Genomic DNA, 14,050 nt, shown 5'->3' on the forward strand with positions numbered 1-14,050 from the left:
GGGCTAGTGGCAGGCCGCGGCCTCGGCCCCCGCCGTCAGCGCGGGCGCGGCGCGGCTGCGGTGCACCAGCCCGGACAAGGCGCCGGCGGCGATGATGCACAGGCCGCCGGCGGCCTCCTTCCAGCTCAGCACTTCGGTGGCCAGCCACCACGACGAGACCGCGGCAATGACGATCTCGAACAGCATCAGCAGCGACACGCGGTTGGCCGGCAGCCGCTGCAGCCCGTACTGGACCACCGAGTTGCTGACCACCAGCACCGCCGCCAGCCCCAGCACCAGCATCGCTGCGCTGACCTGCGCGCCTGGCACGATGGCCAGCGCCGGGCCATCGAGCAGCAGCGCGGCCGGCACGCCGACCACGGTGCAGCCCAGGTAGACCACCACGGTGCGCACGCGTGCGTCGGTGTCCGGAAAGCGCTGCCCGGCCCGGCGCGACAGCACGTTGTTGACGGCAAAGCCCATGCCGCCGACCAGCCCGGACCATTCCGCGGCGGAGCCTGGCAGCGGCACGCCGACCGCGGGCGTCCACAGCATCAGCCCGGCGCCGAACAGCGCCAGCCCCACCAGCGCTAGCCCGGCCGCCGACAGGCGCTCACCCAGGAACAGCCGTGCGCACAGCGCGGTCCAGACCGGGGTCAGGTAGAACAGCAGCAGCACCCGCATCACATGCCCGTTGACGCTGCCCCAGACAAAGCCGGCGTTGGTCACGCCCGCCGCCAGGCCGATCGCGACGAACAGCCAGTGCGGGCGCAGGCCGCCCAGGTGGCGGCGGAAGGCCAGCAGCGACAGCACTGCCGCGACCGCGCTGACCAGCGCCGCGGCATGCATGCCGCCCAGGCCCCAGCCGGCCAGGACCCGGTACGGGAACCAGGCGATGCCCCACACCGAGGCGCCGATCAGGATGGAAAGCGATGCCTTGACCGCATGGCGGTCGGCCGGCGCCGGCGGCGCCGCAACTGTCTTTGTGCTCATAAAGGGAATCGGTGCGAGGCGAGCCGGCCCGCCTGCCGTCACCGGCGGGCAGCGTCCGGACGGCGCCGGCGGCATCACCGTGGCGTGATGCCCGCCATCCGTGGCGGCCCAACCCTGGCCAAAGACCGCCTGGCGGGCCGGGCCGGCGCACGGAAACCCGCGCCGTTCCTCTATAATGCGTCGTTTTAACCGGCCCCGACTGACACTGTGAATCCGCGCCTCGACCTGCTCCAGCCCTACCCGTTCGAGAAACTGCGGGTGCTCTTTGCGCAAGTAAAGGCTGCCGACAAGCCGGCCATCAGCTTCGGCATCGGTGAACCCAAGCATCCGACGCCTGCCTTCATCAAGCAAGCGCTGGCCGAGTCGCTTGCGGGGCTGGCGAATTATCCCACAACGGCCGGTTCCGATGCACTACGGCAGTGCATTGCGGGCTGGCTGGAGCGCCGCTACGGCCTGCCCAAGGTCAACGCCGCCACCGAAGTGCTGCCCGTGACCGGCTCGCGCGAGGCGCTGTTCGCATTTGCCCAGACCGTGGTCGACGGCACCCGGCCGGGCGCGCTGGTACTGTGCCCCAACCCGTTCTACCAGATCTACGAAGGCGCGGCGCTGCTGGCCGGCGCCACCCCGGTATTCGCCAACAGCGACCCGGCGCGCAATTTCGCCCCGGCATTCGACCGCATTGCCGACGAGGTCTGGCAGAAGGTGCAACTGCTCTTTGTCTGCACCCCCGGCAACCCGACCGGCGCGGTGCTGTCGCTGGAGGACTGGAAGCAATTGTTCGCGCTGTCCGACCGCTACGGCTTCGTGATCGCCTCCGACGAGTGCTATTCCGAGATCTATTTCGACGAGGGCCGCGCGCCGCTGGGCGCGCTCGAGGCCGCGCACAGGCTGGGACGCGGCTTTGACCGCCTGGTGGTGTTCTCGAGCCTGTCCAAGCGCTCCAACGTGCCGGGCCTGCGCTCGGGCTTCGTCGCCGGCGACGCCGCGCTGCTCAAGCAGTTCCTGCTCTACCGCACCTACCATGGCGGCGCGATGAACCCGGCAGTGCAGAGCGCCAGCATCGCCGCCTGGAACGATGAGGACCACGTGCGCGAGAACCGCGCCGCCTATGTGCGCAAGTTCAGTGAAGTGACGCCGATGCTGGCCGAGGTGCTGGACGTGGCGCTGCCCGATGCCGGCTTCTATCTGTGGGCGGATGTGTCGCGCACCGGCCTGAGCGATACCGGGTTCGCCGCCCGCCTGCTGGCCGAGCAGAACGTGACGGTGCTGCCGGGCAGCTACCTGGCGCGCGAGGCCGACGGCATCAACCCGGGCGCCAACCGCGTGCGCATGGCGCTGGTGGCGACGCCGGAGGAATGCCTGGAAGGCGCGCGCCGGATCGTGGAATTTTGCAGGTCACTGGGCTGAGGCCTGAGTTTGTCCAATTGTGTCCTCCCTCTCCCCTCAGGGGGAGAGGGTCGGGGTGAGGGGTGGTTCAGCAAGGCACCACGCCAGTAGAACCGCCCGCCCTCACCCCCGGCCCCTCTCCCGCAAGCGGGAGAGGGGAGCAAACAAAGGGTCGAGGCCCAGGCCCGACGATCGAACATCAACATTCAACACCTGAGAAACCAAACATGACGCAAGCACTGCAAGCCCTGATCGACCAGGCCTGGGAAGACCGCGCCAGCCTGTCGCCCAAGTCCGCCCCCAATGACATCCGCGAGGCAGTCGCCAACGTCATCGGCCAGCTCGATTCGGGCGCGCTGCGGGTGGCCGAGAAGCAAGGCAAGGACTGGATCGTCAACCAGTGGGTCAAGAAGGCCGTGCTGCTGTCGTTCCGCCTGGAAGACAACGCGCCGATGAGTGCCGGCGGCTTTGCCCAGTTCTACGACAAGGTGCCGACCAAGTTCGCCAACTGGAGCGGCGACGACTTCGCCAAGGCTGGCTTCCGCGTGGTGCCGCCCGCGGTGGCCCGCCGCGGTTCGTTCATCGCGAAGAACGCCGTGCTGATGCCGTCGTACGTCAACATCGGCGCCTATGTCGATGAAGGCACCATGGTCGACACCTGGGCCACGGTCGGTTCGTGCGCGCAGATCGGCAAGAATGTGCACCTCTCGGGCGGCGTGGGCATCGGCGGCGTGCTGGAGCCGCTGCAGGCCAACCCGGTGATCATCGAAGACAACTGCTTTATCGGCGCGCGCTCGGAAGTCGTCGAAGGCGTGATCGTCGAGGAAAACTCGGTGATCTCGATGGGCGTGTACCTGGGCCAGTCGACCAAGATCTACGACCGCGAAACCGGCGAGATCCACTATGGCCGCGTGCCGGCCGGCTCGGTGGTGGTGGCGGGCAACCTGCCGTCCAAGGACGGCAAGTACAGCCTGTACTGCGCCGTGATCGTGAAGAAGGTCGACGCGCAGACCCGCGCCAAGACCAGCCTGAACGACCTGCTGCGCGGCGACTGAGGGCCGCTCGCGGCCCGCATGGGCTGCGACGCCCCGGGGCCCGGCTCCGGGGCTGATTGACCGTCGTCACCCGCCTGGCCAGGCTGAACATGCCCTCCCTCCGCAAGCGACTCATGGCCCTGGATCCCACCACCGTCAGCACCGTGCTTTCCCTGCTGCCCACCATTCTCGAGCAGGCCAACAAGACCCTCGAGAAACTGAAGAAGAACAAGCGCAAGGACGGCACCCCCGACGCCGCGGTGGCCGACGCGCGCGATCCCGCGACGCGCATCGCCGAACTCGAAGCCGCAGTCGTCCAGCAGGCGGAGGCCGTCAAGCTGCTGGCCGAGCAGCACGCCATCACCATCGACGCGCTGCGCAAGGAAGCCGCCCGGCTGGACCGGCGCCTGCGCCTGATGACGGCGGTGGCGATGGGCGGCGTGGCGCTGGGCCTGGGCGGCCTGGTGATCGCGCTGAACCTGCTGTTGCGCTGAATCCCCCGAATTCCATCAAGACTTGCCATGACCGTCCTGCTCTACGGCATTTTCAACTGCGATACCGTCAAGAAGGCCCGCACCTGGCTCGATGCCAACGGCGTGGCCTACACCTTCCACAACTTCAAGAAGCAGGGCGTGGACGAGGCCATGCTGCGCGGCTGGCTGCGGCACGTGCCGCTGGCCACGCTGCTCAACCGCAAGGGCACTACCTGGCGCGCACTGTCCGACGCCGACAAGGCCCGCGCCGACGAAGAAGCCGGCGCGATCGCGCTGATGCAGCAAAGCCCGTCGCTGATCAAGCGCCCGGTGCTGGCCCACGATGGCAAGGTGATGGTCGGCTTCTCCGCCGACCAGTACGCCAGCCAGTTCTGATTTCCGATTCCGCCGTCCGATGAACCCCACCCTCGCCCTTACCGAAGACCTGATCCGCCGCCGCTCCGTCACGCCCGCCGACGAAGGCTGCCAGGCCATCCTGGAAACCCGCCTGAAGGCGCTCGGCTTCGACTGCGAAGCGCTGGTCAGCGGGCCCGACGATTTCCGTGTGACCAACCTGTGGGCGGTCCGGCGCGGCACGCAGGGCAAGGACGGCAAGCTGCTGGTGTTCGCCGGTCATACCGACGTGGTGCCGACCGGCCCGCTGGAGCAGTGGCACTCGGACCCGTTCGCGCCGACCCACCGCGACGGCAAGCTGTACGGCCGCGGCGCCGCCGACATGAAGACCTCGATCGCCGGCTTCGTGGTGGCGGTGGAAGAGTTCGTCAAGGCCCATCCCGCCCATGCCGGCTCGATCGGCTTCCTGATCACCAGCGACGAGGAAGGCCCCGCGCACGACGGCACCGTCAAGGTGGTCGAGGCGCTGGCCGCGCGCGGCGAGCGCCTGGATTACTGCGTGATCGGCGAGCCGACCTCGGTCAACGCGCTCGGCGACATGGTCAAGAACGGCCGCCGCGGCTCGCTCTCGGGCAAGCTCACGGTCAAGGGCATCCAGTGCCATATCGCCTACCCGCACCTCGGCCGCAACCCGATCCATGACGCCGCCCCGGCGCTGGCCGAACTGGCCGCCGAGGTCTGGGACCAGGGCAACGAGTACTTCCCGCCCACCAGCTGGCAGATGTCGAACATCCACGGCGGCACCGGCGCCACCAACGTGATCCCGGGCCACGTCACCATCGACTTCAATTTCCGCTTCTCGACGGCGAGCACGCCCGAGGGCCTGAAGGCGCGCGTGCATGCCATCCTGGACCGCCACAGCCTCGACTACACGCTTGACTGGACCCTGGGCGGCGAGCCCTTCCTGACGCCGCGCGGCGAGCTGTCCGAAGCGCTGTCGTCGGCGATCAAGGCCGAGACCGGCTTCGACACCGAGCTGTCGACCACCGGCGGCACCTCCGACGGCCGCTTTATCGCCAGGATCTGCCCGCAGGTGATCGAGTTCGGCCCCCCCAACGCCAGCATCCACAAGATCGACGAGCACGTCGAAGTGCGCTTCATCGAGCCGCTGAAGAACGTGTACCGCGGCGTACTGGAACGCCTGGTCGCCTGATTTTTTCGCAAAGACAACCCTCATGGCAACGCCCTCTCCCCTGCGCACCGTGCGCGACCTGCTGCGCCTGGCCGTGTCGCGCTTCACTGCCGCGCGCCTGTCCTTCGGCCACGGCAGCGCCAACGCCTATGACGAGGCGGCCTACCTGGTGCTGCATACGCTCAACCTGCCGCTCGATACGCTCGATCCCTTCCTCGACGCGCGGCTGCTGCCCGAGGAAGTCGAGGCCGTGCTCAAGGTGATCGACCGCCGCGTCAACGAGCGCGTGCCGGCGGCCTACATCACGCATGAGGCGTATATGCACGGCCTGCGCTTCTACGTCGATTCACGCGTGATCGTGCCGCGCAGCTTTATCGGCGAACTGCTGCAGGAAGGCCTCGAGCCCTGGGTCGGCGAGAGCGACAGCATCGGCCCGGTGCTGGAGCTGTGCACCGGCTCCGGCTGCCTGCCGATCGTGGCCGCGCACGTCTGGCCGAACGCCCGCGTCGACGCGGTCGACATCTCGCCCGACGCGCTCGCCGTGGCGCACCGCAATGTGGCCGACTACAAGATGGAAGACCGCATCCGGCTGTACCAGGGCGACCTGTACGCGCCGCTGCCGCACGGCGCCAGCTACGACGTGATCCTGACCAACCCACCCTACGTCAACGAGACCTCGATGCAGGCGCTGCCGCCGGAATACCTGGCCGAGCCGCGCATCGCGCTGGCCGGCGGCGACGACGGCATGGACGTGGTGCGGCGGATCATCGCCGGGGCCAAGGCGCGCCTGAATCCGGGCGGCGTGCTGGTGGTGGAGATCGGCAACGAGCATGCCAACGTGGCAGCCGCCTTCCCGGAACTGGAGATCGTGTGGCTGCCGGTCAGCGCGGGGGATGAGCAGGTGTTCTTGCTGACGTACGACGCGTTGCCGGGCTGATACGGTAAATTCCGCGACGGCTTGCTCCCCTCGCCCGCTTGCGGGAGAGGGGCTGGGGGAGAGGGAGCAAACAAGCGGCACAAGGTCACCGCCCGCGCAATCTGGGCGAACACCGGCCATCCGTTGATCCCGCAACGCGCGCAGGCCCTACACTCGCTGCAGAGCCAGCGCCACTGACGCCGTGACCCCCAGCAATTCCCCCCCTTCCGGATCGCCCCCCGGCGCCGCCGCCCTGCCCGCGCGCAGCCCGGCGCGGTATGCCGTGCGCGGCATCGCCCTCCTGACCTTCGCGTTCGCCCTCAGCCAGTTCTTCCGTTCTTGCCTGGCGGTGATGGCGCCGGAGCTGCAACACGATTTCGGCTTGTCGCCGGCGGGCTTCGGCGCATTGTCCTCTTCGTTCTTCCTGGCCTTTGCCGTGGCGCAGATCCCGGTGGGCATCGCCTTCGACCGCTATGGCGTGGGCCGTCCGACCGCGCTGCTGCTGGCGGTGGGCGCGCTGTCGTCGATCCTGTTCGTGCTGGCGCCCAACGGCGCCGCGGCCACGCTGGCGCAGGTGGGGCTGGGACTGGCGTGCGCGCCGGTGTTCATGGGCCTGCTGCATTTCGCCTCGGAGCAGCTGTCCGAGCGCGACTACACCCGCGTGGTCAGCCGCTCCAACGCCACCGGCATGATCGGCTCGCTGTGCGCGACCGCGCCGCTGGGCTGGGCCATCTCGCTGGTGGGCTGGCGGCCGTCGATGGCGGTGTCGGCGCTGGGCATGGTGGCGGCCTGCTATGGCGTGTGGCGCTGCGTGCGTGACCAGGGCCATGCCGAGGCCCGCAGCGCGTCGTGGCCGGCGATGCTGTCGGAAAGCCTGCAGCTGCTCAAGCTGGCACCGCTGTGGACGCTGATCCCGGTGTGCGTGGCGATGGCCGCCGGCACCGCCTTCCGCAATGCCTGGAGCGGCCCCTACCTGGCCGACGTGTTCCGCCTGGGCTCGGCGCCGCGCGGCGTGGCGCTGACACTGCTGAGCCTGGCCGGCTTCCTGACCGCCTTCCTGCTGCCGGTGCTGGTGCGGCGCAGCACGCTCAAGACCACCATTGCCGGCTGGTCGTGCCTTGCCATGGCCGGGTCGATCCTGCTGGCGCTGTGGCCGGACCGCGGCATCGGCTCTGGCGTGGCGATGATGGCGCTGCTGTCGACCATCGGCATGCTGCATCCGCTGGTGATGGCGCAGGGCCGCGGGCTGATCCCGCCGTCGCAGCGCGGACGCGGGCTGGGGCTGCTCAATACCTTCGTGTTCCTGGGTTCGGCACTGACCTCATGGGCCTTCGGCCTGATCGCCAATGCCGGCCATGTGCGCGGCTGGCCGGCGCCGACCACCTATGCGGCGATCTTCCTGTCGGCGGCGGTGCTGATCGCCGCCGCGCTGGTGCCCTACTGGTTCAGCCCGGCGCATCCGACCAGCCATTAGCCGCAACCGGATGCCGGCCCCGGATTACCCGGTACCGCTTCGCCTGCAAAAAGCCAGACTTATCGATTTAAGAATTCCGCTGGCAGCCTGACGCCATTACCGTTGGTGACACCAACGTCCCAGCCGGATCCGGCGCAGGGACCCCGGCTGCGCGCGCGGCCGGCACCACGAGGAGACACCCGATGGCATCCACATCCCGCCCCGCCCGGGGCCGCCGCGCATGGCTGGCGGCCATGCTGGCCACCGCCGCCGCAGCCGCCCTGCCCGCCGGCGCCGGCGCCGAGACCTGGCCAGCGCGCCCGATCCAGCTGCTGATCCCCTATCCGCCCGGCGGCAGCGCCGACCTGCTGGCGCGTCCCGTCGCCGCGAAGCTGCAGGAGCGCCTGGGCCAGCCGGTGGTGCTGGAATACCGGCCGGGCGCCGGCGGCACCATCGCCAGCCAGGCACTGACGCGCGCCAAACCAGACGGCTACACGCTGATCATGGTGCTGGCCGCGCATGCCATCAACACCAGCCTGTATCCCCGCCTGCCCTACGACACGCGCAAGGATTTCGCGCCGGTATCGCTGGTGGCCAACCTGCCGATGATCCTCGCGGGCAGCCCCTCGCTGCAGGCCACCAACGTGAAAGAGCTGATCGCGGCGGCCAAGGCCGCGCCCGGCAAGCTGACCTTTGCCTCGGCGGGCAACGGCAATACCGGCCACCTGGCCGGTGAACTGTTCGATTCCGTGGCGGGCATCAAGATGACCCATGTGCCGTACAAGGGCAGCGCCCAGGTGGTGACGGCGATGCTGTCCGGCGAAGTCCAGGTCACCTTCGACAGCATCTCGACCACGCTGCCGCATGTGAAGAGCGGCAAGCTGCGCGCGCTCGCCGTCACCGGCAGCCAGCGCGCCGCCGTCGCCCCCGAAGTACCGACGCTGGCCGAGGCCGGCGTGCCCGGCATCAGCATTACCGGCTGGTACGCGATGCTGGCGCCGGCCGGCACGCCGCAGCCCGTGATCGACCGGCTCAGTACCGAGATTGCCACCGTGCTGCGCCAGCCGGAGCTCAAGGCCACGCTGGCGGCCAACGGCTATGAGCCGGTAGGCTCGACGCCCGCCGCGCTGCGCACCCATATCGACGCCGAGATCGACCGCTGGAGCAAGGTGGTGAAAGACTCCGGCGCGCAGATCCAGTAAGGCTTGCCGCATTCACCAACACTGTCCGACATGACCCAGCCGACTCCGCTCCAACGTCCCTTCACCACCATGTCCGTGCTCGTGCGCGAGCACGCCGCGCAACGCCCCGTGCAACGCGCGCTGATGCACGGCGAGCGCGTGCTCGACTACGCCGGGCTCGACGCCGCCATGGATCGCATTGCCGCGGCGCTGGCGCGCGACGGGGTGCGGCCCGGCGCAGCCATCGCCATCTGCGCCGCGTCGTCGATCGAATACGCCGCGGTGTACCTGGGCGCGGTGCGCGCCGGCGTGGTGGTCGCGCCGCTGGCGCCGTCATCCACGCCCGACAGCCTGGCCGGCATGATTGCCGACGCTGGCGCGCGCATCGTGTTCATCGACGCCAGCGTCGCCGACGTGCTGGCGCCGGTGCGTGCCAGGCTGGCTGGCACCCCCGTGGTGGCGCTGGACGGCAGCGACGCGGGCGTGCCGTACGCGGACTGGCTGGCGCCCGCCGGGACGCCGGTGACGGAACCCGAGATCCGCCCGGAGCTGCCGCTCAACATCATCTATTCCTCCGGCACCACCGGCGCGCCCAAGGGCATCGTTCAGTCGCACGGCATGCGCTGGGCCCATGTGTCGCGCGGCGCCGCCACCGGCTATGGGCCCGATGCGGTCACGCTGCTGTCGACGCCGCTGTATTCCAACACCACGCTGGCCAGCTTCTTCCCCACCATCGGGCTGGGCGGCACCGCCATCCTGATGGCGAAGTTCGATGCGGGCCAGTACCTGGCGCTGGCGCAGCGGCATCGCGTCACGCACACCATGCTGGTGCCGGTGCAGTACCAGCGCCTGCTGGCGCATCCGGAATTCGATCGCCATGACCTGGCGTCGTTCCGGCACAAGTTCTGCACCAGCGCGCCGTGCAGCCCGGCGCTGAAGGCCGAGATCCTGCGGCGCTGGCCCGGCGCGCTGACCGAGCTGTACGGCATGACCGAAGGCGGCGGCGGCTGCCTGCTGTTCGCCGACCAGTTCCCGCACAAGCTGCACACCGTCGGCCGCCCCGCCACCGGCGCCGACGTGCGCATCATCGACGAGGCCGGCCGCGAGCTGCCACCCGGCAGCACCGGCGAAGTGGTGGGCCGCTCGGCGGCGATGATGAACGGCTACCACAACCAGCCCGAAAAGACCGCCGAGACCGAATGGCATGACGCGCAGGGCCAGCGCTTTATCCGCACCGGCGATATCGGCCGCTTCGATGAGGACGGCTTCCTGGTGCTGCTCGACCGCAAGAAGGACATGATCATCTCGGGCGGCTTCAACATTTACCCGAGCGACCTCGAGGCGGTGGTGCGCGAGCATCCGGCAGTGTCCGAAGTCTCGGTGGTGGGCGTGCCGTCGGAGCGCTGGGGCGAGACCCCGGTGGCCTTTGTCGCGCTGCGCGCCGACGGCGGCGCCAGCGCGCAGGAGGTGCTGGCGTGGGCCAATGAGCGGCTCGGCAAGACCCAGCGGCTGGCCGCGATCCACGCGGTGGAGCGCCTGCCGCGCAGCGCCATCGGCAAGGTGCTCAAGCGCGAACTGCGCGACCGTATCGGCACTGCCTGACGCGCCCTGGCATGCACCCCGGCAAAAAGTCGCGCGGGGTGCTTGCGCAATCGTGAAGGGCTCTCTATAATTCGCGCCTTCGCTAGGCTCGTAGCTCAGCTGGTTAGAGCACCACCTTGACATGGTGGGGGTCGTTGGTTCGAGTCCAATCGAGCCTACCAACGCACAAGGGAACACGGACGGTACGCATTCGCGCACCGTCCGTTTTTCTTTTGCGGGTCCGCTTCAGGCGCCGATGCCGAACTCCGCCAGCACCGCCCCGGTATGCTGGCCAAGCGCCGGCGCAGTCCCTGCCGGCCGCTCCCGCCCTGCCATGCCGGGCAGGTTGGCCCACGGCACCTCGCCAACGCCCGCCAGCGGCAGCCGGCCGAACACCCCCGCCTGCGCGCACTGCGCGCTCTGCAGCAGATCGCGGGCATGGCCGACGCGCGCGAACAGCACATCGTGCTCGGTCAGCAGCGCCTCCCAGTGCGCCAGCGGCCGCGCGGCCAGCGCCTGCGCCACGCGCCGGCCGAGTTCCGCCGCGCGCGGCAGCCGGCCGGCGCTGGAGTGCAGCGAGGCATCGGCAAGCCAGTCGTCGAATCCCAGCAGCGCGGCCAGCCGCAGGAACATCGCGTCGTTGAGCATGCTCAGGTACAGCGCGCCATCGGCCGCCTCGAACAGCCCGGTCGGCGCGTTGGCCGCCGCCAGCTCGGCATGGGGGAACATGGCATCGTCGACCATCAGGTAGGACTGCAGCGCGGCACTGGTCTCGAGCAGCGACAGCCGCACATGGCGGCCGCGGCCGCTGCGCGCGGCCTTGTACAACGCCGCCGACGCCTGCTGCGACGCGTACAGTCCGGTGGCCAGGTCGACCATGAAGAAGGCGATGCGGCGCGGCTGGCCGGCGCCATCGCGATTCAGGTGCATCAGGCCGCTGTAGGCCTGCATGGTGGTATCCACCGCGGGCCGGTTCGCCAGCGGCCCCGCATGGCCGTAGCCCGAGATCGAGACATAGACCAGCGCCGGGTTGTGCGCGGCCAGGGCCTCGTAGCCGACGCCCATGCGCTCGGCCACGCCGGGGCGGAAGTTCTGGATCACCACATCGGCGCGCTGCGCCAGCCGGCCGATCGCGGCCCGGCCGTCGGCGCTGCGCGCGTCCAGCACCACGCTTTCCTTGCCGGCGTTGCACGCGATCGCGATCGCGGTCTGGCCGGCGCGGATGCGCCCCATCTGCCGCGACCAGTCGCCGCCCGGCGGCTCCACCTTGATCACGCGCGCGCCCTGCTGGCGCAGGATCAGCCCGCAGTACGGGCCGGCGATGCCCTGGCTCAGGTCGAGCACGGTCAGGCCGTCGAACATGGCATCGTCCGCGCTCGCCGCGGTTGCATGGTGCATAAGTTGGCTCCGTTCAGATATCCAGCATGACCTTGCCGATAGCGCGGCGCGACATGGTGGTGTCGACCGCGTTGAGCCAGTCGCCCAGCGCAAAGTGCTGCAGCACCGGCGGCGCCAGCCTGCCACTGGCCGCGGCCTGCATGATCTCCCCGACCATGGCCTGCACCCGCGGCGCAAAGCGCCGGCGCTCATCGGTCAGCCCCCAGCCGATGTAGTAGCCATAGTTGAAGCCGACCAGCGTCAGGTTTTTCACCAGCAGCAGGTTGGCGGGCACCGACGGGATGCGCCCGCTGGCATAGCCGATCGACAGCAGCCGCGCGCCCGGCGCCGCGCAGCGCAGCGAGGCGTCGAACAGGTCGCCGCCGACCGGGTCGAACACCACGTCGGCACCGCCGGCCGGGCACAGCGCCTTGACCGCGGCGGCCAGCGTGTCAGGATCCGGCTCCAGCACGTGCGCGGCGCCATTGCGCAGCGCCGCGTCGCGCTTGGCCGCGGTGCTGGCGGTGGCGATCACGCGCGCGCCCATCAGCCGGCCCACCTGGACCGCTGCGGTGCCGAGCGCGCCGCTGGCGCCGTGGACCAGCATGGTGTCGCCCGGCTGCAGCGCCGCGCGCCATGCCAGAGCGGCCCATACCGTGCCATAGGTGATCGGCAGCGCGGCGGCGTGCGCCAGCGGCAGTCCTTCGGGCACGGGATAGACCGTCGCGGCGGTCGCCACCGCCTCCTCGGCAATGCCGCCCCAGTCCAGCGCCGCGGCCACACGCTGGCCTGGGCGCAGCTGCGTGACGTCGGGCGCCACTTCGATGATCTCGCCGGCGACCTCGGTGCCCGGCGTGAACGGCAGCGGCGGCTTGCGCTGGTATTTGCCCGACACGAACAGGCTCAGCGCGAACCCCACGCCGGCGTGGCGCACGCGGATGCGCACCTGGCCCGGCGCCAGCGGCCGGCGCGCGATGCGTTGCAGCGCCAGCTCGCTCCAGTGGCACCAGCGGGAGCAGACCAGTCCCTGGTAATCGTCGGCTTGCATCGGCGTCCCCGTCATTCGAGCGTGATGCCGACATCGCGGATGATGCGGCTCCATTTGTCGCGGTCGTTCTTCATCACCGTGGCGAAGGCCTCCGGCGTGCCGCCCACCGGCACCAGGTTCAGGTCCTGCATCTTCTTCGCGACCTCGGGCAGTCGCACGATGCGCGCCACCTCGCGCGACAGCGCGTCGACCCGCGCCCTCGGCACGCCGGCCGGGAACAGCAGCCCCATCCATGCATCCGGCTCGAAGCCCTGGTAGCCGGCCTCGCGGAAGGTCGGCACCCTGGGCAGCAGGGCCGAGCGCTCGGCGCCGGCAAGCGCCACCGGCACCAGCTTGCCGCCCTGCAGCAGCGGCATCGCCGTGCCCACGGCAATAAAGCCGAGCTTCACATGTCCCGCGGCCAGGTCGGTGGCCAGCGGCGCGCCGCCCTTGTACGCCACGTGCTCCATCTGCACGCCGGCCTCGCGCTTGAGCAGCTCGCCCAGGATATGCCCGGTGGTGCCGGCGCCATAGGAGCCATACGGATACTTGCCGGGATTGGCCTTGAGCAGCGCCACCAGCTCGGGCAGCGTGCGCCCCGGAAAGTCCGGCGACACCGCCAGCATGGTGGACGAGATCGCGACCTCGCTGACCGGCGTGAAATCCGCGATCGGGTCATAGCCGATGCCGCGGTACAGCGACGGGTTCTGCACGTGCGCGGTGAAGGTCAGCAGCGCGGTGTAGCCATCCCGGGCCGCCCTGGCGACGTACTTGGTGCCGGTGGTGGTGCCCGCGCCGGGCCTGTTGTCGACGATCACGGGCTGGCCCCAGCTCCTGGTCAGCTCCTGCCCGATCAGCCGCGCCACGGCGTCATTGACGTTGCCCGCCACCGACGGCACCACGATGGTCAGCGGCCGCGACGGATAGGGTTCGGCAGGGCCGGGATCGGCGGCCGCGGCTGCGGCCGGCATCACGGCGGGAACGGTGGCCATCAAGATGGCGGCCATGGCTGTGCGCAGCCATGCGGAACGGTATGGCATCGATGGGTCTCCTGTCTGGCGCCCTTCTGTAGTGCCCGCCGCAGTGTCCACTGCCGTGCGGTGC

At 69.9% G+C, this 14,050-nt stretch carries 13 protein-coding genes and 1 tRNA gene; 10 read left to right on the plus strand and 4 right to left on the minus strand.

Annotation, left to right across the window (positions count from 1 at the left end; translation table 11 throughout):
• Nucleotides 1-3: 3 nt before the first annotated feature.
• The gene (locus CBM2586_RS08795; RefSeq protein ID WP_115661977.1) at nucleotides 4-972 is read right to left on the minus strand and encodes a DMT family transporter; all 969 of its coding nucleotides are present in this window, start codon (nucleotides 970-972) and stop codon (nucleotides 4-6) included.
• A gap of 207 nt (nucleotides 973-1,179) precedes the next feature.
• On the opposite strand from CBM2586_RS08795, the gene dapC reads away from it, so the two are divergent.
• The 10 genes from dapC to CBM2586_RS08845 all read left to right on the plus strand — a co-directional run bounded on the left by dapC (nucleotide 1,180) and on the right by CBM2586_RS08845 (nucleotide 10,724).
• Nucleotides 1,180-2,379 carry a succinyldiaminopimelate transaminase gene (dapC, locus tag CBM2586_RS08800; protein ID WP_115687260.1) on the plus strand — a complete coding sequence of 400 codons (1,200 nt, stop codon included), beginning with the start codon at nucleotides 1,180-1,182 and terminating at the stop codon, nucleotides 2,377-2,379.
• A 206-nt stretch (nucleotides 2,380-2,585) separates the two neighbouring features.
• Nucleotides 2,586-3,413 (plus strand): 2,3,4,5-tetrahydropyridine-2,6-dicarboxylate N-succinyltransferase, encoded by an 828-nt coding sequence (dapD, locus tag CBM2586_RS08805; protein ID WP_115661975.1) that lies wholly within the window; start codon nucleotides 2,586-2,588, stop codon nucleotides 3,411-3,413.
• Nucleotides 3,414-3,502: 89 nt separating this feature from the next.
• Nucleotides 3,503-3,886, plus strand: coding sequence for a hypothetical protein (locus CBM2586_RS08810; protein WP_115663732.1), 384 nt, complete (start codon nucleotides 3,503-3,505; stop codon nucleotides 3,884-3,886).
• 27 nt (nucleotides 3,887-3,913) lie between these two features.
• Entirely contained in the window at nucleotides 3,914-4,261 is a 348-nt protein-coding gene (locus tag CBM2586_RS08815; protein WP_115687261.1) for an ArsC family reductase, read from the plus strand.
• A gap of 19 nt (nucleotides 4,262-4,280) precedes the next feature.
• Nucleotides 4,281-5,432, plus strand: coding sequence for a succinyl-diaminopimelate desuccinylase (dapE, locus tag CBM2586_RS08820; protein ID WP_115661974.1), 1,152 nt, complete (start codon nucleotides 4,281-4,283; stop codon nucleotides 5,430-5,432).
• Between the two features lie 22 nt (nucleotides 5,433-5,454).
• Complete coding sequence (prmB, locus tag CBM2586_RS08825) at nucleotides 5,455-6,348, plus strand: 50S ribosomal protein L3 N(5)-glutamine methyltransferase (RefSeq protein WP_115687262.1); 894 nt, start codon at nucleotides 5,455-5,457, stop codon at nucleotides 6,346-6,348.
• Between the two features lie 181 nt (nucleotides 6,349-6,529).
• Nucleotides 6,530-7,801 (plus strand): MFS transporter, encoded by a 1,272-nt coding sequence (locus CBM2586_RS08830; RefSeq protein WP_115687263.1) that lies wholly within the window; start codon nucleotides 6,530-6,532, stop codon nucleotides 7,799-7,801.
• Between the two features lie 182 nt (nucleotides 7,802-7,983).
• The gene (locus CBM2586_RS08835; protein WP_115687264.1) at nucleotides 7,984-8,982 is read left to right on the plus strand and encodes a tripartite tricarboxylate transporter substrate binding protein; all 999 of its coding nucleotides are present in this window, start codon (nucleotides 7,984-7,986) and stop codon (nucleotides 8,980-8,982) included.
• Nucleotides 8,983-9,012: 30 nt separating this feature from the next.
• Nucleotides 9,013-10,563 carry a class I adenylate-forming enzyme family protein gene (locus tag CBM2586_RS08840; protein ID WP_115687265.1) on the plus strand — a complete coding sequence of 517 codons (1,551 nt, stop codon included), beginning with the start codon at nucleotides 9,013-9,015 and terminating at the stop codon, nucleotides 10,561-10,563.
• An 84-nt stretch (nucleotides 10,564-10,647) separates the two neighbouring features.
• Nucleotides 10,648-10,724 (plus strand) — tRNA-Val (locus CBM2586_RS08845).
• 64 nt (nucleotides 10,725-10,788) lie between these two features.
• Here the strand turns inward: CBM2586_RS08845 and CBM2586_RS08850 are convergent.
• Genes CBM2586_RS08850 through CBM2586_RS08860 form a run of 3 tightly spaced genes read right to left on the minus strand, consistent with a single transcriptional unit; the run spans nucleotide 10,789 to nucleotide 13,986 of the window.
• On the minus strand, nucleotides 10,789-11,940 hold the full coding sequence (locus tag CBM2586_RS08850; RefSeq protein WP_115661969.1) for a CaiB/BaiF CoA transferase family protein: 1,152 nt from the start codon (nucleotides 11,938-11,940) through the stop codon (nucleotides 10,789-10,791).
• A 13-nt stretch (nucleotides 11,941-11,953) separates the two neighbouring features.
• Nucleotides 11,954-12,967: an NADPH:quinone oxidoreductase family protein gene (locus CBM2586_RS08855; RefSeq protein ID WP_115663731.1), complete on the minus strand. Its 1,014-nt coding sequence runs from the start codon at nucleotides 12,965-12,967 to the stop codon at nucleotides 11,954-11,956.
• An 11-nt stretch (nucleotides 12,968-12,978) separates the two neighbouring features.
• Nucleotides 12,979-13,986 (minus strand): tripartite tricarboxylate transporter substrate binding protein, encoded by a 1,008-nt coding sequence (locus tag CBM2586_RS08860; RefSeq protein WP_115661968.1) that lies wholly within the window; start codon nucleotides 13,984-13,986, stop codon nucleotides 12,979-12,981.
• Nucleotides 13,987-14,050: the final 64 nt, after the last annotated feature.

This window comes from Cupriavidus taiwanensis, from assembly GCF_900250115.1.
GTDB lineage: Bacteria > Pseudomonadota > Gammaproteobacteria > Burkholderiales > Burkholderiaceae > Cupriavidus > Cupriavidus taiwanensis_B.